18 protein-coding genes are annotated in these 18,618 nt (G+C 67.1%); 6 read left to right on the forward strand and 12 right to left on the reverse strand.

The features are described from left to right. The first annotated feature begins 81 nt into the window (after nt 1-81). Nucleotides 82-714 carry a TetR family transcriptional regulator gene (locus ABZS43_RS32335; protein ID WP_355039787.1) on the forward strand — a complete coding sequence of 211 codons (633 nt, stop codon included), beginning with the start codon at nt 82-84 and terminating at the stop codon, nt 712-714. Here the strand turns inward: ABZS43_RS32335 and ABZS43_RS32340 are convergent. Beyond that, a complete protein-coding gene (locus ABZS43_RS32340) occupies nt 686-2,923 on the reverse strand; it encodes an MMPL family transporter (RefSeq protein WP_355039788.1) in 2,238 nt (745 codons plus the stop codon). The genes ABZS43_RS32335 and ABZS43_RS32340 overlap by 29 nt on opposite strands. A gap of 198 nt (nt 2,924-3,121) precedes the next feature. On the opposite strand from ABZS43_RS32340, the gene ABZS43_RS32345 reads away from it, so the two are divergent. Then, a complete protein-coding gene (locus tag ABZS43_RS32345; RefSeq protein ID WP_355039789.1) occupies nt 3,122-4,510 on the forward strand; it encodes an SPFH domain-containing protein in 1,389 nt (462 codons plus the stop codon). Between the two features lie 110 nt (nt 4,511-4,620). Here the strand turns inward: ABZS43_RS32345 and ABZS43_RS32350 are convergent, their stop codons facing one another. The 4 genes from ABZS43_RS32350 to ABZS43_RS32365 form a co-directional block, all read right to left on the reverse strand. Then, entirely contained in the window at nt 4,621-6,687 is a 2,067-nt protein-coding gene (locus ABZS43_RS32350) for a copper-translocating P-type ATPase (RefSeq protein ID WP_355039790.1), read from the reverse strand. Nucleotides 6,688-6,788: 101 nt separating this feature from the next. Then, nucleotides 6,789-7,466 (reverse strand): DUF305 domain-containing protein, encoded by a 678-nt coding sequence (locus tag ABZS43_RS32355; protein ID WP_355039791.1) that lies wholly within the window; start codon nt 7,464-7,466, stop codon nt 6,789-6,791. 88 nt (nt 7,467-7,554) lie between these two features. Next, the gene (locus ABZS43_RS32360) at nt 7,555-8,010 is read right to left on the reverse strand and encodes a hypothetical protein (protein ID WP_355039792.1); all 456 of its coding nucleotides are present in this window, start codon (nt 8,008-8,010) and stop codon (nt 7,555-7,557) included. Nucleotides 8,011-8,117: 107 nt separating this feature from the next. Next, entirely contained in the window at nt 8,118-8,330 is a 213-nt protein-coding gene (locus tag ABZS43_RS32365) for a hypothetical protein (protein ID WP_355039807.1), read from the reverse strand. A 316-nt stretch (nt 8,331-8,646) separates the two neighbouring features. Between ABZS43_RS32365 and coaE the strand changes: the two genes are divergently transcribed. Beyond that, nucleotides 8,647-9,837 (forward strand): dephospho-CoA kinase, encoded by a 1,191-nt coding sequence (coaE, locus tag ABZS43_RS32370; protein ID WP_355039793.1) that lies wholly within the window; start codon nt 8,647-8,649, stop codon nt 9,835-9,837. Between the two features lie 13 nt (nt 9,838-9,850). Here coaE and ABZS43_RS32375 read toward each other — a convergent pair whose 3' ends face one another. The 6 genes from ABZS43_RS32375 to ABZS43_RS32400 all read right to left on the reverse strand — a co-directional run bounded on the left by ABZS43_RS32375 (nt 9,851) and on the right by ABZS43_RS32400 (nt 13,988). After that, entirely contained in the window at nt 9,851-10,294 is a 444-nt protein-coding gene (locus tag ABZS43_RS32375) for an SRPBCC domain-containing protein (protein WP_355039794.1), read from the reverse strand. 33 nt (nt 10,295-10,327) lie between these two features. Then, nucleotides 10,328-10,852, reverse strand: a complete 525-nt coding sequence (locus ABZS43_RS32380) for a pyridoxamine 5'-phosphate oxidase family protein (RefSeq protein WP_355039795.1) — start codon at nt 10,850-10,852, stop codon at nt 10,328-10,330. Then, complete coding sequence (locus tag ABZS43_RS32385; protein ID WP_355039796.1) at nt 10,849-11,187, reverse strand: metalloregulator ArsR/SmtB family transcription factor; 339 nt, start codon at nt 11,185-11,187, stop codon at nt 10,849-10,851. The genes ABZS43_RS32380 and ABZS43_RS32385 overlap by 4 nt, the downstream gene beginning before the upstream one ends. Nucleotides 11,188-11,282: 95 nt before the next feature. Then, on the reverse strand, nt 11,283-11,807 hold the full coding sequence (locus tag ABZS43_RS32390; protein WP_355039797.1) for a DUF402 domain-containing protein: 525 nt from the start codon (nt 11,805-11,807) through the stop codon (nt 11,283-11,285). A 56-nt stretch (nt 11,808-11,863) separates the two neighbouring features. Further along, nucleotides 11,864-12,484: a hypothetical protein gene (locus ABZS43_RS32395; protein WP_355039798.1), complete on the reverse strand. Its 621-nt coding sequence runs from the start codon at nt 12,482-12,484 to the stop codon at nt 11,864-11,866. 199 nt (nt 12,485-12,683) lie between these two features. Next, nucleotides 12,684-13,988, reverse strand: coding sequence for a cytochrome P450 (locus ABZS43_RS32400; RefSeq protein WP_355039799.1), 1,305 nt, complete (start codon nt 13,986-13,988; stop codon nt 12,684-12,686). A 190-nt stretch (nt 13,989-14,178) separates the two neighbouring features. Between ABZS43_RS32400 and uvrB the strand changes: the two genes are divergently transcribed. Further along, nucleotides 14,179-16,368 carry an excinuclease ABC subunit UvrB gene (uvrB, locus tag ABZS43_RS32405; protein WP_355039800.1) on the forward strand — a complete coding sequence of 730 codons (2,190 nt, stop codon included), beginning with the start codon at nt 14,179-14,181 and terminating at the stop codon, nt 16,366-16,368. A 20-nt stretch (nt 16,369-16,388) separates the two neighbouring features. On the opposite strand, the gene ABZS43_RS32410 is transcribed toward uvrB, so the two are convergent. Further along, nucleotides 16,389-16,871 carry a VOC family protein gene (locus ABZS43_RS32410; protein WP_355039801.1) on the reverse strand — a complete coding sequence of 161 codons (483 nt, stop codon included), beginning with the start codon at nt 16,869-16,871 and terminating at the stop codon, nt 16,389-16,391. Nucleotides 16,872-16,923: 52 nt separating this feature from the next. Here ABZS43_RS32410 and ABZS43_RS32415 point away from each other — a divergent pair, with 52 nt between their 5' ends. Then, nucleotides 16,924-17,805, forward strand: coding sequence for a helix-turn-helix domain-containing protein (locus ABZS43_RS32415; protein ID WP_355039802.1), 882 nt, complete (start codon nt 16,924-16,926; stop codon nt 17,803-17,805). Between the two features lie 318 nt (nt 17,806-18,123). Further along, entirely contained in the window at nt 18,124-18,576 is a 453-nt protein-coding gene (locus tag ABZS43_RS32420) for a universal stress protein (protein WP_355039803.1), read from the forward strand. Nucleotides 18,577-18,618: the final 42 nt, after the last annotated feature.

An 18,618-nucleotide genomic window follows, 5' to 3' on the forward strand; every position in this document is an offset into this window, starting at 1 on the left:
GTCGAGGTGTCCGCGTCCCGGCATCGGTGCCCTGCGTCAACGCGGTCGTCGCGGCACTGCGGGCGAGTACCCTGAGCGGCGATGTCCGATATCAGCGTGGAGTCCTCGGCGGGTGTGTGGGAGCGCAGGAAGCGCGAGGCGATGAGCCGGATCCAGCGGGTGGCGCTGGATCTTTTCGAGGAACACGGCTATCGAGCGGTGACGATCGAGCGGATCGCGCACGAGGCGGGGGTGTCGGCCAGTTCGGTGTACCGGTATTTCGGCGTCAAGGAGATGCTGGTCCTCTACGACGAACACGATCTGCGGATCCTCGAGGCGGTCCGGGACGCGGGCGGCGGTGAGCCGATGCGGCCCGGCGATCTCATCGCCGCCGCGAGGATGCTCGCGCCGATACTGATCGATGCGATGCTGACGCCGGAGACCGAATTGCGCATGCGCAGACGCATGCGGTACGTGACGACCATCCCGGAGATCGCGGACGCGCAGAACCGACAGATGCGGGAGTTGGAATCGCAGTTCGTGTCACTGTTCGCCGAGCGCACCGGCGGCATACCGAACGATCTGCGCCTGCGCGTCGCTGCGGCCACCGCGGTCTGGGGTGCCACGGCCGCGCTGGATCACTGGGCCACAGCCGATTTCGTCCGACCGCTGCGCGCGGTGTATACCGAGGCGGTCGACGCGATCGTCAGCGCGATCGAACGGATTCTGCACTAGCGGAACCGAATCGCGGCAACCACCAGTTCCATCGGCCGAACAGCTGCATGGACGCGGGCACGAGCACAAGGCGCACGATCAGCGCGTCGATCGCGATCGCCACCGCGAGCGCGAATCCGATCTGCTGGAGTTCCAGCACATCCGCGGTGACGAAGCTGGCGAAAACCGCCACCATGATCGCCGCCGCCGCGGTGATGGGGCGGGCCGTGCGCTGTAATCCCTCGGCGACCGCGGCGGCGTTGTCCTGGTTCTGATCCCACGCCTCCTTCATCCGCCGGATGAGGAAAACCTCGTAATCCATGGACAGACCGAACAGGACCGCGAAGACCAGCATCGGCAGATAGACCTGGAGGAATCCGGTGCTCTCGAAGCCGAGCAGGGATTTCCCGATCCCGTGCTGGAAGACCGCGACCGTGATCCCCAGTGCCGCACCGGTAGCCAGCAGATTCAGCACGATCGCCTTGCACGCCAGCACGATACTGCGGAACGCGTAGACCAGGAAGGCCAGCGAGACCGCCAGCACCAGCGCGATCACCAGGAAGAGTCGATCGGTGATGCGTGCGGAGACGTCGGCGAAGGCGGCCGAGGTGCCGCCGACATGGATCCGCGCGTCGGCGACGGCGTTCGCCCCGGCGCGGATATCGGAGGTCAGGTCGGCGACGGCGGTGGAGTCGAAGGTGTCGCGGGGAACGACGGTCGCCAGCAGTCGGCCGTCGGCCTGTCGCGGCAGCACCCGGACCACCCGCTCGTCCCCGGAGAGGCCGTCGATGAAGGCGGTCACCCCCGGTCGCGCTGATTCGGCGAGCGGCCCGTCGTCCGGGCCGGTGGCGATGACCGTGATCGGTCCGAGCAGTCCGGGACCGAAATTGTCCTCGATGAGCGCGGTGGCTCGGCCGCTGGGTCGCTCCCCGAGGGAGCCGATGCCCATGTCGACGCCGTAGTGGATCCCCGTGATCGGGAACGCGGCCAGCAGGAGCGCGCCCACCCCGACAGCGCCGAACAGCACCGGCTTGCCCATCACGAGACGCGCCCATCGCGCCCAGCCGTTCGAGGCTTCCGCCGAACGGGTTTCGGCCGGTCGCAGCCGCGCCGGCAGCGCGCCGCGATTGACCGCGGGCCCCAGGACCGCGAGCAGCGCGGGCAGCAGGGTGAACGCGGCGGCGAGGGTGGCGAGCACCGCGGTGACCACGCCGATCGCGATGCCGGTGAGCATCGGTAGCCCTACCACGGCCAACGAGCACAGCGAGATCATCACGATGATCCCCGAGGCGAGAACCGTGCGGCCCGTGGTGTCGAGCGCGACGCCGATCGCGGCCTCGATATCGCTTCGGGCTCGCCGGTCTCGGACGCCGCGCCTGGTCAGTTCCTCGTTGAACCGGCTGACTATGAACATCGCGTAGTCGATCGCGGTGCCGGTCGCGATCATGGTCGCCACGGAGAGCACCAGAGAATCGAAGGTCGAGAAGGTGGTGAGGCCGAAGAGGACGCCGACGCCGAGCGCGATTCCGGCCACGGTCACCGTGATCGGGATGGTCGCGGCCACCACCGCGCCCAGCGCGAGAACCAGCACCGCCGCCGCGACCGGAAGGCCGATCCCTTCGGCGCGCTGCATATCGGCGGTCTCGATCGCCATCAGATCGGCCTGAATCGGCGCGTAGCCGGTGACCGTCACGTCGACACCGGCGGCCCCGAGGCCGGAACCCGGTGCGCCGGTCAGGGCGGCTTGCAGCCGGATCGCGACCTCCACCCGTTCGGCCATCGATCCGTTGAGGCCGACGATGCCGAAGGCGGTGTGACCGTCTGCGGAGATCTGGATCGACGGGATGCCCTCGAAAGGTCCGACCGCGCCCGCGACGCCCGTGATGCCGCGCGCGGTGGTGATGGCGGCATCGACGGCGGCACGGAACTCCGGCGTGTCGGCGCGATAGCGCGCGGAGTGGAAGACGATGACGTCCTGCTCGGCACCGAGCTGTGAGAAGTGTTCGGCAGCAAGATGTTCGACGCGACTCGACCCGGATTGCGGCACCGTGTAGTCGGGTGCGCCGAGGCGGTCGTGCAGGGCCGGATAGGCGGCCCCGCAGAGCACGACCAGCAGCAGCCAGCCGCCGAGCACGATGCGGCGATGGCGAGCCATGAACTCACCCCAACGGCCGACGGCGCCGGGGCGCGTGGTCGGCTGCGGCCGTTCCACGGTGGTGTGCGCTGTCATCGACCCTCCCGGAAGTGATACCTGGAAGTCACTGTCAGGTATCGGCTCAGTCTAGGAACTCGGGCGAGCGGGATGCAAGGGATCGCCCGGGATCGGCCTGTGGGCCAGCTCATGGTGTGTTCGCCAACCGCGCCACCGGGCCTTCGACAGATCGAAAGAGATTCGGGCCGAGGTGATTCGGCGGTAGTCTCCACCGTCATGGGCTCCAATTCGGGTAAGAACACCTATCTCGACCAGGTGGTGGCGCAGCAGGCCGCCCTCGAGGACGATCTGCGCACGCGCAAACCCGCTCTGGCGGCGGGCTCGATGCCGCCGCCGCCCGGCGCACCCGCCCCGCGCGGCGCCGTGGCCAAGCGGGCCGAGAGCGCCGGGCCGAGGCCGCACGGATCGGGGCCCGGTCCGGTCGAGGTGCGGGTCACCGGTTTCTGGCGTAGGCGCACGGTCCTCGTCCCGCCGAATGCCTTTGTCGTGCATACCCGTCGGGGTCGCAGCGAACCGTTGCATATCGGTCTGGGGGTGTCGTTCCGCTTCAATCCGGCGACCGACTCCTATCTCGTGGTGCCTGGCGCGATGCAGACGATTCTGATCAACGCCTACTGCATTTGCAGTGAATTGCAGGGTGTTCTCGTACAGGGGTATGTGCAATGGATCATCGAGGATTTCGGCACCGCCTACCGGAAGCTGGATTTCTCCGACGCCGATGATCCCATGCGGCTGGTCAATATTCAGCTGCGTGAACAGGCCGAAGCGGCTATCAAGGACAAAGTCTCCACCATGGGCGTGCGGGATGTGCTCAGCGATAAGCAGCCGATCATCGAGGAACTGACCGCCCGGCTGCGCGCGGTCGCCGAGGGTTCGGCGGATGCGGGGGAAGGGCGCAGCGACCGCGGACTCGGGCTGCGGATCGTCACCGTGCAGATCAAAGAGGCGGTGGTCAGTTCGTCGACGCTGTGGGAGAACCTGCAGAAGCCCTACCGCAGCGAACAGAATCAGATCGCCCGTCTCGCCGAATTGTCGGCGCAGGAGGTGATTTCGGCCAAGGAGACGGCCACGCACCGTACGGCGGAGGAACGGCGCATCGAGAACGAACGTGAACTCGCCGAACTGCGTGCCCGCCACGAGGCGTCTCGATTCGATCGGGAGACTTCCGAACAGTTGCGCCGCACCACCCGCGAACACGACGATCAGCGCACCGTAGCCGATCTGGTCCAGGAGACCGCACTGCACGCGCTGCGCCTCGAACGCGAGCAGCACACCGAACAGACCGAGAATCTGCGCAGGCGGCAGGAATTGCGCCGCGAGGAACTGGACGGTGAATTGGCGCTCGCCGATGCGCGCTCGCGGGCCGAGCACGAGACGAAATTGCGGCAACTGGAGCGAGATCGGGTGCGGGTGAATACCGCCAACGAGCAGGGCGCCGCGAATATTCAGGCCAGGTTGATCGACAACCTGCCGCAGATCGTGTCGCAGCTGCCCGCCCCCGCCGAGCTCAAGACCTACCAACTCGGCGGCGATCTTTCGGGCCTTGCCTCCTTGCTCGCACAGCTGACCGGTGTCATCGAAACGTGGTCCGTGCGGGATTCCTGACCTCGTCGATGATCGAGTCGGCTACCGGCAGGGCGCGTGCGCGCTGCGACCCGACGTATCCCCGTGTCCGACAATCGGGTTCGTATCGCGGGGATCACACCCGGCGCGGCTCACCCGTGCCCGAGCGCGCTGGGGCGCAGGTCGAGGCGGCGCAGGAGTTGGGCGTTGAGCGCGACGACGACTGTGGAGGCGGACATGAGCAGCGCGCCGATTTCCATGGGAAGGGTGACGTTCCAGTGGGCGAGGACGCCGGCTGCCAACGGTACGGCGGCGATGTTGTAGCCGGCGGCCCAGGTGAGATTCTGGATCATTTTGCGATAGGTGGCACGCGAGAGGGTGACGATCGACAGCACCGAGCGGGGGTCGTCGCTGGCGAGCACGACTCCGGCCGAGGCGATGGCGACGTCCGTGCCTGCGCCGATGGCGATCCCGACGTCGGCGCGGGCGAGGGCGGGGGCGTCGTTGACGCCGTCTCCGACCATGGCGACGATGCGGCCCGCGTCTTGGAGGGCTTGGACTTTGGCGCCTTTTTCCTGGGGCAGGACGTCGGCGAAGACTTGATCGATACCCAACTGGGTGGCGACGGTGCGGGCGACGGACTCGGCGTCGCCGGTGATCATGGCGACGTGCATGCCGCGGGCGTGCAGGGCATCGATGGCCTGGGCGGACTCGGGCCGGATCTCGTCGGCCAGAGCCACGGCGCCGACGACTGTGCCGTCGCGCAGGACGTGGAGCACTGTCGAGCCCTGCTCGGCCCATTCGGCCGCTTCCGCGACCGGGGTGAGTCGATGTTCGGTGAGCATGCCGGGTCCGCCGACGCTGATGCTGGCCGCGTCGACGGTGGCGGTGACGCCGATGCCGTTGCGCGCCGTGAAGTCGGTGGCAACGGGCACGTGTAGTCCACGGTCGGTCGCGGCGGTGACGATGGCGCGGCCGAGGGGATGTTCGCTGTCGGCTTCGGCGGCGGCGGCCAGCGCGAGAACCTCGTCCGCGCCGCTGGTGACGGCGATGACGGCGGGTTCGCCGCGCGTGAGGGTGCCGGTCTTGTCGAACAGGACCGCGTCCACGGTGCGCATCGCCTCGAGCGCGCGGCGGTCGGTGATCAGGACACCGGCTGCGGCGGCGCGCTCGGTCGCGATGGAGACCACCAGAGGGATCGCCAGCCCGAGGGCGTGCGGGCAGGCGATGACGAGCACGGTGATGGTGCGGGTGACCGCGGATTCGGGTTGGCCGAGCATCAGCCAGACCACGGCGGTGAGCACGGCGGTGCCCGAGGCGAACCAGAACAGCCAGCCCGCTGCGCGGTCGGCCAGGATTTGGGCGCGGGAGGTGGAGTTCTGCGCTTCGGTGACCAAGCGCTGGATGCCGGCCAGGGCAGTGTCGGCGCCGACGGCGGTGATCCGCACCCGCAGCGCGGAGTCGGTGGTGACTGTGCCGGCCACGACGCGGTCGCCGGGTTCGCGGCGCACGGGCCGGGATTCGCCGGTGATCATGGATTCGTCGAGGTCGGCGCTGCCGGATTCGATGGTGCCGTCGGCGGGGATCCGTCCGCCCGGTCGTACCACGACCAGGTCGCCGGTGCGCAGCTCGGTCGAGGCGATGGTGACGGTGCGGTCGGCGTCGATGCGTTCGGCTTCGTCCGGCAGCAGCGCGGCCAGTGACTCCAAAGCGCTGGAGGCCTGTCCGAGTGAGCGCATCTCGATCCAGTGCCCCAGCAGCATAATCACGATGAGTAGCGCGAGTTCCCACCAGAAATCCAGGTCGTGGGACAACACTCCGAGCGTGGCACCCCAGGAGGCGGCGAAGGCCACGGTGATCGCGAGCGCGATCAGCAGCATCATCGCTGGCTGCCGTTCTCGGATCTCGGTGACCGCGCCGGTCAGGAACGGACGTCCGCCCCAGAAGTACATGACGGTGCCCAGGACCGGCGACACCCACGACACCGCGTCGGGAAGGGTGTACCCGATCAGGTCGGCGAACATCATATTCGCGCCGACCACCGGCACCGCGAGCACCAGCATGATCCAGAACAGGCGCCGGAACTGTGCCACGTGTCCCGTGTGTCCGCCGTGTCCCGTGTGATCGGTACGGTGGCCGGCGGTCCGCGCCGCGGTGTCGGCATGGCGGTGTTCGTGAAGGTCGTGGTCGGTGCCGGGATGTGCGTGTTCGCTGGACATACCCGAAGAATTTACCCCTAGGGGGTATATATTCCCGCCGGACCGGCGCCGCGCGCCACGGCACCGACCCTCGATCGAGGGCCGATGCCGTGAGTCAGGGGTCAGCGCTGGGCGAGCATGGCCTGCATCTGGGTGATCTCGGTCTGCTGGTCGTCGATGATCTTCTGAGCCAGCTTCTTGGCGTCGGGGTTGGCGCCCTGGGCCAGTTCGGTGCGCGCCATCTCGATCGCGCCCTGGTGATGTTCGATCATCATCGTCAGCCACATCCGATCGAAATCCGTCCCACCGACCCCCGCGAGCCGCGACATCTGCTCGAGGCTCATCATGCCCGGCATCGCCGAATGGCCCATGCTCGGCATCGGAGTCGCCCCGTGACCCATACCCGGCATCGAGGTCGCCGTCGCGGTGACGGTAGCGGTAGCGCTGCCCCACGTCTGCAGCCAGCCCGTCATGGTCGTGACCTCGGGTCCCTGCGCCTGCTGTATGCGAACGGCCAGCTCGAGCACGGCTTGGTCGGTGCTGCGCCCCGGCGCCAGGGCTGCCATCTGAACAGCCTGGTTGTGGTGGCCGATCATGTCCTGGGCGAAGCGCACGTCGGCGTCGTTGTGCTCACCGGCGACCGCGGCGCCGCTCGACGGCGACGCCGAGATAGTCGCGGCGCTGGTGGTCACAGACGATGTGTCGGGTCCGTCGGAGTCATCGCTACAGCCGGCGAGCACGGCCGCCGATGCCAGGATCGTCAGCGCGGTCGCGGACACAGTCCTGATCGTGGTGTTCATCATCAACTCCTGAGATGTCGTGCGGTTGAAAGGGAGTGAGCGATCTGGCGCCGCGACCCGCCGCAAGGGCGGGCCCGGCGGGCGGCGATCACACCCGCAACACACACAGCGAGGCCAGGCGCCTCGACATCGCGACCGGAGGAGGCCGTGCCACCGCGATCACCCCAATGCCAGCGGCGGTGCCCGCCCACACCTGCTGCCACCAGTGCCGCCCCGTGACGATCCACATCAGCGCGAGTCCGGCCGCGGCCATGAGCACGGCCAGACACAGATGCAGCAGACCGTGGCCGGGACGGTGGCCGGGACCGTGGCCGTCAGTGCCGCTTTCGCCGACATGGGTGACCATGGGCATGGCGCAACAGTCGTGCACGGTGCTGCCGGTGCCCGATATGTCGGCCGGTATCGGCACGGCATGAGCGGCGGGATCGACGTGCACATGCCGGGATTGAGCGCCAGGACCTGCCAGATGATGCATGCCTACAACGGCCACCGCCATGGCGGCCAGGAGCAGCGAACGCACCCATCGAGCGGAAACCGACTGCACAGACGCCAACCTAGCAGCCCGTGGACGCCGAGGCCGGAAGACAGGTCAGGCGCGCACGACAGTGGCCCCGACCCGGTGCGGGTGGGGCCACGGCCGAAAAGGAGAGGTCAGCCGGCGGCGGCGGGTATCCAGCGCACGGACGCGAGAACGGGACGTTTCCGCATGGCCGCGAAACTGTGCCGAGCCGGATTGATCAATGCGGTGAACCATGAGCGGCGGTGCTCGGCGAGCGCGGCCGCGACAGCGGGGATCTGGATGCAGTGCACGCCTCCCGCCATACCCAGGCGGTGGCGACCCGACTGGTTGATTCTGGTGCCCAATGAGTTTCCTTTGCTAGCTGGTTCTGGCCTGGATCGCCACGGCGAAGATTAGCCGAAGAAAAGGGGGCGGCAGAGTATTTTGCGCGAGTAATTGCCTCGGCGTGTCGGAAAGTTGCCGTCGTTGTGTGGAGGTCGAACGGAAATGTTGCGAAATGGTCTCGGCGTCATCACGGATCGGGCAAATCCGGCGGGGGGTGGTGAATACGGCATCGGCGGTGGGTAGTCACGCGTCTTGGGGCCGGTCGAAGTCGCGACGGGCATCCGCCGCCGTGGGTGGTCGGCGGCGGCGGGAATCGCGAATGCGAGACTGGGGGACATGTTGCGGATCGGCCTCACCGGAGGCATGGGAGCGGGTAAGTCGACGGTGGCGCGGATCCTGGCCGAACGGGGCGCGGTGATCATCGACGCCGACGCGATCGCGCGGGAGGTCGTCGCCCCCGGCACCGAGGGCCTCACGGCATTGACAGAGGCTTTCGGCCCGGAGATCCTGGCCGAGGACGGCAGCCTCGACCGGCCCGCGCTGGCGGCGCGCGCATTCGCGAACGATGAATCCCGAGCGAAACTGAATTCCATCACTCATCCATTGGTGGGAAAGCGCACAGCGGAATTGATCGACGCGGCGGAATCCGACGCGATTCTGGTGCAGGATATTCCACTTCTGGTGGAGAGCGGAATGGCGCCGTACCTGCATCTGGTATTAGTGGTCGACGTCGAGGAGGAAACTCGAATTCGGCGGCTCGTCGAATTCCGTGGCGTTTCCGAAGCCGATGCGCGGGCTCGGATTTCAGCGCAGGCGACCGACGAGCAGCGGCACGCGGTCGCCGATGTGCTGCTCGACAACAGCGGCGGTCCCGGCGAGATCGAGCCGGTGGTGCATCGGCTGTGGGAGCAGCGACTCGTGCCGTTCGAGCGCAACCTGCGCGCGGGCACGGTCGCGCCGAGGGAATTGCGGCTGGTTCCCGCTGATCCGGAATGGGCGGCGCAGGCGCGGCGGCTGATCGCCCGGCTGGGGGCGGCCTGCGGTGGGGCGGCCTCCCGCATCGACCACATCGGCTCGACCGCCGTCGCGGACCTGCCCGCCGAGGATGTGATCGATATCCAGATCACCGTCCCGGACATCGCGACCGCCGATAGCTTGCGTGAGGCGCTGGGAGCGGCGGGTTTCCCCGCGAAACCGCATGGCGCTCACGAGTATCCGGAGCCGACCGAGGGTGACCCGACCGGTGCCGAGCTGTCGGCGACGAGGGCACATGGGAGCGCCGATCCCGGCAGGCCCGCCGACGTCTACATTCGCGTCGACGGGTCGCCGGGGGCGGTATTCGCACTCGCTGTGCGCGACTGGCTACGCGCCGACCCCGCCGCCCGTGCGGAGTACCTGGCCGTGCATCGCGAGGCCCAGGCCGCGGCGGCGGGTAGTTCCGGGGAGGCCGCCGCGAAGGCGTACCACTCGGCGAAGGAGCCGTGGTTCGCCGCGGTCTACGAGCGCCTGCGCGCGGCGCGGGGCTGACTCCCGGGCGCTGTCAGAACAGCGCGACCAATCGGTCCAGACTCTGGCCCCACCCTTCTTCCGCGCCGTCCTCCGGGCTGAGCGGTCCGGGGGCGAGCAGGTGGAATGTCATGGTGGTCTTACCCGCGTCGGTTTCGGCGAAGGTCACCGTGGCGACCGATTCGTGCTCGGCGCCGCCGTCGCCCGTCGGATCGCCCCAGGTGAACACCAGGCGTTCCGGCTCGACGATCTCCCGGAACACCCCGGCGCTGGGGTAGCGGGCGCCGTCGGTGTCGGAGACCATCACCGAGTCGTAGCGTCCGCCGACGCGCGGCTCGACGACGATGGTGTCGCGCGGGGTCGAAAATCCGTGCGGACCGGCCCACCGCACGAGTTGATCCGGATCGAGCCAGGCCCGGAATACCAGCTCACGGGGTGCGTCGAAGACGCGGACGATGGTGAATTCACGGTCGCTCATGTCGAAAGTCCTCTCGGGGGTGGTGGATTCGTGTCAGTCCTGGTGGCCGGGATGCGGCGTGCGGCTCCGCGGCCCCTTCATCCAGTCGGGCGCGCCTGCGGGGAAACGGTTCTGGAAGTCCAGGTAACCGACCCAGGTGGGGCGCACGACGATTCGCTCCATGCGAGGCCGCATCGCGCGGAGGAACTCGAGGTTGTCGGCGTTCGCCTCGGCTCCGCCTTTATTCATCGCCTGCGCGTACTCCGGCGCCAATCCGTCGATTTCGTGAATTTCGGCTCGGCCGCGTATCAGCAGCGCTTCCGGCGGCAGGGAATCGGTATCGATCGTGATCGCGACGTCGGGTCGCAGACGCAACATTCGCGCTTTCTTGGAAGGCGCGAAACCGGTCATGATCAATTCGGTTCCGTTCCACCAGAAATTGATCGGCAGCACTCTCGGGGTGCCGTCGGCGGCGGTGAAGGCGAGGCGCGCGGGCAGATTCGCCGCGAGCAGTCGCCGCGCGCCATCGGTCTCGAGTAGGCGCACGTCACCCTGGGGCAGATCGAGCAGTTCGGTCACTGGTCGCCCTCCTTTTTCTGTATGCGGTGCAGGTGTTCGTCCAGGCGGTCGAATCGGCCCTCCCAGAACTTCCGGTATCGGTCCAGCCAATCGGACGCGGGGCCGAGCGGCGCCGCGTCCAATCGGCACGGGCGCCACTGGGCGTGCTGCCCTCGGGTGATGAGCCCGGCGCGTTCGAGCACCTTCAGGTGCTTGGAGATGGCGGGCAGGCTCATCGCGAACGGTTCCGCGAGTTCGGTCACCGTGGCTTCGCCGTCGGCCAGGCGAGCGAGGATCGCCCGTCTGGTCGGATCCGCGAGTGCCGCGAAGGTTCTGCTGAGTTCATCGCCCGTCATGGCATTATTAAACCACCTAGCTAATTAACTGAATGGTTAAATGATGCACCGCACGATCGAGGTTGTCAATGGGTGGCGTTCGGGTGGGGCCGGAGCTATTTCCAGGTGAGGGTGATCCCGAGGGATTCCAGCCAGCGCTCCAGCGAATATCCGTTGGCCGCGATGCCGTCGATCGCGGCGGCGGCACGCTCGATCGCCGCCTGCGATTCGGCGGCGCCGAGCAGTCCGGCGGTATGCGCGGCCAGTAACTCGTCCACGTCGAGTAGTTCGGTCTCACGTCCGGTGCGCACCACGATGTCGAGGTAGTGGTCCACCGACTTCCATCGATCGGCGCTGACCCGGGTGAACTCGCCGAGATCGAGGTAGTAGTCCTGATCGCGCTGATGTTCCGGGTGGTAGTGGAAGACCGTCACCCGCAACGACAGGTCCGGCAGCAGCCACGATTCGATGTAGTGGAACTGCGGATGATCGGAGGTTCGCGCCATGTACAGGCCCCACGATTCCACGTGGTACCGCTCGACCGCCCGGATGAATCCCTTGGGGTCGGTGTTGGTCAGGCTCGCGATATCGAAGTACTCGACCTTCGGCCGGTGCACGTCCACTGCTGGTGCCTGTGTCATGTCCTCAGAATCTACCGGGGTATGGCCCGCGTCGAGTCCGGCAGGCGGAGAGTGGGCTACATCCAGGTGAGCGCGATGCCCTCGGACGCAAGCCACTGCTCGACATCGTGCCCGTGCGACGCGCATCCGTCCACCACCGCCGTCGCCCGATCGAAGGCCCACCGGGCCCGCGCGGCGTCGACGAATCCGGCGGCGTGCGCGGCGAGCAGTTGCTCGGCGCCATGTAATTCGGCGGGCCTGCCCTGGCGCACGACGATATCGAGGTAGAGGTCGACCGCACGCCAGCGTTTCGGCGTGACCTCGCAGAATTCGCCGATGTCGAGCCGGTAGTCGTGGTTGCCGAACCGGGCCTCTCGCCCGTGTTCCCTGGTGGCCCTGATCCCCGGATCGGGGAGCAGCCAGATCTCCGTGTGACGCCGTTTCGGTTGGTCGGCGGCGCGCGAGACGTAGAGACCCCACGGTTCCCGGTGGCAGCGATCCACCTGCGTGATGTAACCCCTGCTGTCGGTACAGGTCAGGTCCGTGAGGTCGAAATATTCGACGGCCGGTCTGCGTACCGGATTTCCCGGGGGATCCTGTGGCGCGATGACGTTGTTCGATCGGAGATCACGGGCCATATATCCCGCGATTCCGGTCATCGTCGGTGCGGCGACGAGCAGGGGAACCAGAGCGCTCATGGCGAGTCCTTCAGCAGGTTCGGCAACCAGATCAGGCTACACCCGGCGGGGTCGGCGCGGGTGGCGAAAAATTCGGTGCACCGGCGAATAGAGTTGCCGCCCGGTATGTTTCGCGATCCCGGGCGAGCGGTCTCGGTGTCCGCCGAGGTGCGCTGACCTCGAATCCCTGTTCCGGCCACGACCACATGGCGGGCGCGGGTCAGCCGATGGGCTGGCGGCCGCGGACGCGCTGACCGGTGTGCGCGGGGAGGCGCTCGTAACCGTGCAGGGTGAACAGGGGCCGCCGGGTGGGCGGATCGGTCAATCGCAGGTCCGGAAAGGCCTCGAACAGCGCGCGCAGGGCGTGGGCCGCTTCCATCCGGGCCAGACCGGCGCCGAGGCACACGTGGATACCGCTGCTGAAGGACAGATGATTCTTGGCGTTGGCCCGGGTGATGTCGAAACGGGCCGGGTCGGTGAACACGGCGGGGTCGCGGTTCGCGCCTGCCAGCGACAGCACCACGATCGACCCCTTGCGCAACCGGGTGCCGCCGATCTCCAGCGCCGTACGGGTGGTGCGAGCGGTGGTCTGCACCGGCGGATCGATCCGCAGGATCTCCTCCACCGCATTGGGCCAGAGTTCCGGTTCGGCGCGCAACCGGTCCAGTTGATCGGGGTGGCGCAGCAGCTGGATGATGCCCTTGCCGATCAGATTGACCGCGGTCTCGAAACCCGCGGCCATCAGCAGGGTCGCCGACGCGCACAGTTCGTAGGTGGACAGATCGCCCGCGGTGACCAGGCTGCTGAGGATGTCGTCGCCGGGTTCGGCGCGGAGACGTTCGACGTGCTCGACGAGATACCGGTGCAGCCGCTCCGAGGATTCCATCGCCCGCTGATGCGTCCGCCAGGAGATCCCGATGTCGAGCAACGGACTGATGTCGTCGCCCCAGCGCAGGAACATCTCGCGGTCGGAGTCGGGGAAGCCGAGCATCTCGGAGATGATGGCGATGGGCACCTGCGCCGCGTACCGCGCCACCAGATCGGTGGGCCCGTCGTCGGGGAGCGCCGCGAGCAGTTCCTCCGTGACCGTCTCGATCCGGTCGCGCAGCCGGGCGACGGCACGCGGGGTGAAGGCCGCGGTGACCGGTTTACGCATCCGGGTGTGCTCGGGCTGGTCGATCACCAGCATCGACGGCGGATCCACCGGGTTCGGCGGGAGGGGTCGGCGCTCCAGCGCGCGCAGCACGGGCCGTGTTATGCCGAACACGGTCGGTATACCGACACCGAAACGGTTGTCGCGCAGTATCTCCCGGACCATCTCGTGATCGAAGGTGGTCCATACCGGAAGGGTCCGGTGCAACCCGCCCTCCCCGCGCATCTCCTCGATCAGGGCGTACGGATTCTCGATGCCCTCCGCGCTGCCGTTCAACCGCGCGAACAGATCACCGCGACGGAGTAGCGTCTTCTTGAACAGGCGGATCACACCGTGATTGTTGACCCACCGATACATGTACTGCGGTTTCATCGAGCCCCTCCATCGTCGAACCGTCGCGTCCCTGTGGACGTTACGAATATCACAGGCCTCGCGCAGCTCCCGGAGTGGGATCTCCAGACCTGTCGTGGTATGCGACGTAGCGCTCAGAGCGTGCGGGTCACCCGCTCGGCCGCCACGCGCGGGAGGAAATCTGTCGGTGGCGAGGCTTAGGCTGGTGACCATGGCATTCGCAACCGAGATTCCGGCCGAGGGCTACGAGAGCCGATCCCACGGCGAGACGCCGCTCGCGCATTCGGAGTTCAGGCCGGTCGGTGCGATCGAGCGTGCCGACGGCCGTTTCCAGGTGGTCAGCGAGCATCGTCCGGCGGGCGACCAGCCCGCCGCCATCGCCGAATTGCAGCGCAGGATCGAGGCGGGGGAGCGCGATGTCGTGCTGCTCGGCGCCACCGGCACCGGCAAGTCGGCGACCACCGCCTGGCTGATCGAGAAATTGCAGCGGCCGACGCTGGTGATGGCGCCGAACAAGACGCTGGCCGCGCAGTTGGCCAACGAGCTGCGGGAGATGTTGCCCAACAACGCCGTCGAGTACTTCGTCTCGTACTACGACTATTACCAACCCGAGGCGTATATCGCCCAGACCGATACCTATATCGAGAAGGACAGCTCGATCAACGACGATGTCGAGCGGCTGCGTCACTCCGCGACGTCCAGCCTGCTCTCGCGGCGTGACGTGGTGGTTGTCGCCTCGGTGTCGTGCATCTACGGTCTCGGTACCCCGCAGTCCTATCTGGATCGGTCGGTGCAACTCGAGGTGGGCGGGGAAATCGACCGTGACGCGCTGCTTCGCCTGCTGGTCGACGTGCAGTACACCCGCAACGACATGTCCTTCGCGCGCGGCTCGTTCCGGGTGCGCGGCGATACCGTCGAGATCATCCCCTCCTACGAGGAGCTCGCGGTGCGCATCGAATTCTTCGGCGACGAGATCGAGGCGCTGTACTACCTGCACCCGCTCACCGGTGATGTGGTGCGTCAGGTGGATGTGCTGCGGATCTTCCCCGCCACCCACTACGTGGCCGGCCCCGATCGGATGGAACGCGCGGTCGGCGATATCGAGCGGGAACTCGAGCAGCGGCTGGCCGAACTGGAACGGCAGGGCAAACTGCTCGAGGCACAGCGATTGCGGATGCGCACCCAGTACGACCTCGAGATGATCCGGCAGGTCGGCTTCTGCTCCGGCATCGAGAACTATTCGCGCCATATCGATGGTCGTCCGGCCGGATCCGCCCCCGCCACCCTGCTCGATTACTTCCCCGAGGATTTCCTGCTCGTCATCGACGAATCGCATGTGACGGTCCCGCAGATCGGCGGCATGTACGAGGGCGATATGTCGCGCAAACGGAATTTGGTCGAGTTCGGTTTCCGGCTGCCGTCGGCCATCGACAATCGGCCGCTCACCTGGGAGGAATTCGCCGATCGCATCGGCCAGACCGTCTACCTCTCGGCGACCCCCGGCCCGTACGAGCTGGGTCAGGCGGGCGGCGAGGTGGTCGAGCAGGTCATCCGCCCGACCGGTCTCGTCGATCCGCACGTGGTGGTGAAACCGACCAAGGGCCAGATCGACGATCTCGTCCACGAGATCCGCGTGCGCACCGACAAGAACGAGCGGGTCTTGGTCACCACCCTGACCAAGAAGATGTCGGAGGATCTCACCGACTATCTACTCGGCCTCGGCGTCCGGGTGCGGTACCTGCATTCGGAGATCGACACCCTGCGCCGCGTGGAATTGCTGCGTCAATTGCGTCTGGGCGAATACGACGTGCTGGTCGGCATCAATCTGCTGCGCGAGGGTCTCGATCTACCCGAGGTGTCGTTGGTGGCGATCCTCGACGCGGACAAGGAGGGGTTCCTGCGCAGCAGCACCAGCCTGATCCAGACCATCGGCCGCGCGGCTCGCAACGTATCCGGCGAAGTTCACATGTACGCCGACAAGATCACCGACTCGATGCGGCACGCGATCGACGAGACCGAACGCCGCCGGGCCAAACAGGTCGCCTACAACGCGGAGAAGGGGATCGACCCCCAGCCGTTGCGCAAGAAGATCGCCGACATCCTGGATCAGGTGTATCAGGAGGCCGACGACGAGGTCGCGGTCGGCGGCTCCGGTCGCAATGCCAGTCGCGGCAGGCGTGCCCAGGGCGAGCCGGGCCGGGCGGTGAGCGCGGGAGTGTACGAGGGGCGCGATATCAAGTCGATGCCGCGCGCCGAACTCGCCGACCTGGTCAAGGAACTCACGGCGCAAATGATGAACGCCGCAAGGGAATTGCAGTTCGAGCTGGCAGGTCGGTTGCGCGATGAGATCGCGGATCTGAAGAAGGAATTGCGTGGCATGGACGCGGCCGGGCTCAGTTGAGCACCGGCCGGTCCCAGTGCTCAGCCCTGCGTCGCCATCCATTCGTTCACGCGCCGCTCGGCCTCCTCGCGCGACACGTCCTCGACCCTGGTCATCACCACCCATCGGTGGCCGAAGGGGTCGATGACCACGCCGTAGCGGTCACCGGTGACGAACGTCTGCGGCGATTCCACGCTGCGCGCGCCGTGCTGGATCGCACGCTCGATGACGGCGTCGACGTCGGGGCAGTAGTGCACCATCGAGGTGTGCACCCACTCGCCGTTGGGAGCGAGCACGCCGTTCTCCGGAATGGGCATGCCCATCTGCAGGGTCGAGTCGCCGATCTTCAGCTCGGCGTGGGCGGGCTGCCCGTCGGGCATATCGTTGCGGCTGAGCACCTGTGCGCCGAAGACGGCGCTGTAGAACTCGATCGCTTTCCCGCCGTCGGGAACGGCGAGGAAACAGGTGATCGAGTGGTAGCCGTCGGGGATGGGATTCACCGTCGAATTCGCTGTATCGGTCATGGGAACAACTCTCGTCGACCGCCGCGGCGTGGTCTTGTAAGAATGCGACACCGTGTCTGACGCGCTCGGGACCCTCGGCCGCGTCCCCGGGCCGGACGACGTCAAGGGGATCCTGCACCCGGATGAGCAGGCCAGGCACCGGACGCTGGCGCGACTGTCCGCCGGACCGGCGGTCGAGCGCTTCATCGAGTGGTATTGGTCGGTGCGCTGGGATCTGCGCGGACGTTCGCCGTATTTCGCCGAGGTGCTGTCCTATCCGTGCGTGAACATCACTTTCGAACGCACGCGGACCCGTACCGGCGGATTCGTCAACGGGGTCGCCACCACCAAATACATTCGGGAACTCAGCGGCGTCGGGGAGACATTCGGCATCCGTTTCCGCGCCGGAGGTTTCGGCGCCTATACCGGATTGGATGTCGGCGCGTTCCGCGATACCGCCGTCGAGCTGCCCGATGTAATACCCGAGTCCGCCGGGCTGACCGAACGTGTGCTGGAGGCATCATCCGATGCCGAACGCCGGACCCTGGTCGAGGAATTCTTCGCCTGCCGTCCGTTCCTGGACGACCCGACCTACCTACTCGTGCTGCGCGTCGTCGCGGCGATGGAACACGATCTCGAGTTGACGCGGGTCGATCAGGTCACCGCCCGGTTCGGTATCCCGGTTCGCACACTGCAGCGCATGTTCCGGCGCTATGTCGGGGCCGGACCGAAATGGGTGCTGCGCCGCTACCGCCTGCAGGACGGCGCGGACCTGCTCGCCCGCGGCCGAACCGAGGATCTGGCCGCGCTCGCCGCCGAACTCGGCTACTTCGACCAGGCGCATTTCTCCCGTGAGTTCACCGCGGAGGTCGGAATGGCGCCGTTGGAATACGCGAAGAATTCGGTACGATCGCGTAACGAAGTTACTGCAAAAGTCTTTCCGGTCGGGAGGTAGTCCGGCCGGTCGGCAGCGGTCTCTCCGAGTCGCCGCTGTGATGAATATCCCAGTGCGGCAACCGGGTTCGCCGAGTCTGTGATGGGTCACAGAATTGGCTCCCGGCAATTGAATCGGCCCTGGTAGTTCGGGCCGTGTGGATTCCGTCGATGAACTGTCGGCGAGGAAAGCCGCGACATCGGCAAGTGTGATGTGTTGCGATTTTTGAAATTTCCGGGTGTTTTGCCGCTAGGGTCGAGCGCAGTCGCCGCACCGGTGCCCCCCGACTCGTCCGGGTAGCGCTGTTGCAGGCACCCGACCCGCATAGTTGGAGGACTTATGACCGCCTACCGGACCATTGTTGTCGGTACCGATGGCTCGGACTCGTCGTACGTCGCCGTCGAGAAGGCCGCTTCGCTGGCCGGCGACGCGGGCGCGACCCTCGTCGTGGCCTGTGCCTTCTATCCGACCGACGACCGTGACGTGGCCGCCGCCGCCGACGTGCTCAAGGACGAGGCATACCAGGTGCGCGGCTCCGCGCCCACCAGCGAGATCCTGCGGATCGCGCGTGACCGCGCGACCGCGGCGGGTGCGAAGGAGATCGTCGAACGCGCCATCGTCGGCGAGCCCGTCGACTCCCTGCTCGACCTCGTCAAGGAGGTGCAGGCCGATCTGCTCGTGGTCGGCAACCGCGGGCTGAACACCCTCGCGGGACGGCTGCTCGGTTCGGTGCCTTCGGATGTGGCGCGCAAATCGCGCTCCGATGTGCTGATCGTTCATACCGTCCGCTAGACGGACAAGCGAAAAGCCCCGCATCCCACCGGTACCGGTGGG

The organism is Nocardia sp. NPDC005366 (assembly GCF_040606855.1).
Lineage (GTDB): Bacteria > Actinomycetota > Actinomycetes > Mycobacteriales > Mycobacteriaceae > Nocardia.

Bases quoted from the DNA above. Each gene is read 5' to 3' on its own strand.
- ABZS43_RS32335 (WP_355039787.1), top strand. From the start codon at position 82: ATGTCCGATATCAGCGTGGAGTCCTCGGCGGGTGTGTGGGAGCGCAGG.
- ABZS43_RS32340 (WP_355039788.1), bottom strand. From the start codon at position 2,923: ATGACAGCGCACACCACCGTGGAACGGCCGCAGCCGACCACGCGCCCC.
- ABZS43_RS32345 (WP_355039789.1), top strand. From the start codon at position 3,122: ATGGGCTCCAATTCGGGTAAGAACACCTATCTCGACCAGGTGGTGGCG.
- ABZS43_RS32350 (WP_355039790.1), bottom strand. From the start codon at position 6,687: ATGTCCAGCGAACACGCACATCCCGGCACCGACCACGACCTTCACGAA.
- ABZS43_RS32355 (WP_355039791.1), bottom strand. From the start codon at position 7,466: ATGAACACCACGATCAGGACTGTGTCCGCGACCGCGCTGACGATCCTG.
- coaE (WP_355039793.1), top strand. From the start codon at position 8,647: ATGTTGCGGATCGGCCTCACCGGAGGCATGGGAGCGGGTAAGTCGACG.
- ABZS43_RS32375 (WP_355039794.1), bottom strand. From the start codon at position 10,294: ATGAGCGACCGTGAATTCACCATCGTCCGCGTCTTCGACGCACCCCGT.
- ABZS43_RS32385 (WP_355039796.1), bottom strand. From the start codon at position 11,187: ATGACGGGCGATGAACTCAGCAGAACCTTCGCGGCACTCGCGGATCCG.
- ABZS43_RS32390 (WP_355039797.1), bottom strand. From the start codon at position 11,807: ATGACACAGGCACCAGCAGTGGACGTGCACCGGCCGAAGGTCGAGTAC.
- ABZS43_RS32395 (WP_355039798.1), bottom strand. From the start codon at position 12,484: ATGAGCGCTCTGGTTCCCCTGCTCGTCGCCGCACCGACGATGACCGGA.
- ABZS43_RS32400 (WP_355039799.1), bottom strand. From the start codon at position 13,988: ATGAAACCGCAGTACATGTATCGGTGGGTCAACAATCACGGTGTGATC.
- uvrB (WP_355039800.1), top strand. From the start codon at position 14,179: ATGGCATTCGCAACCGAGATTCCGGCCGAGGGCTACGAGAGCCGATCC.
- ABZS43_RS32410 (WP_355039801.1), bottom strand. From the start codon at position 16,871: ATGACCGATACAGCGAATTCGACGGTGAATCCCATCCCCGACGGCTAC.
- ABZS43_RS32420 (WP_355039803.1), top strand. From the start codon at position 18,124: ATGACCGCCTACCGGACCATTGTTGTCGGTACCGATGGCTCGGACTCG.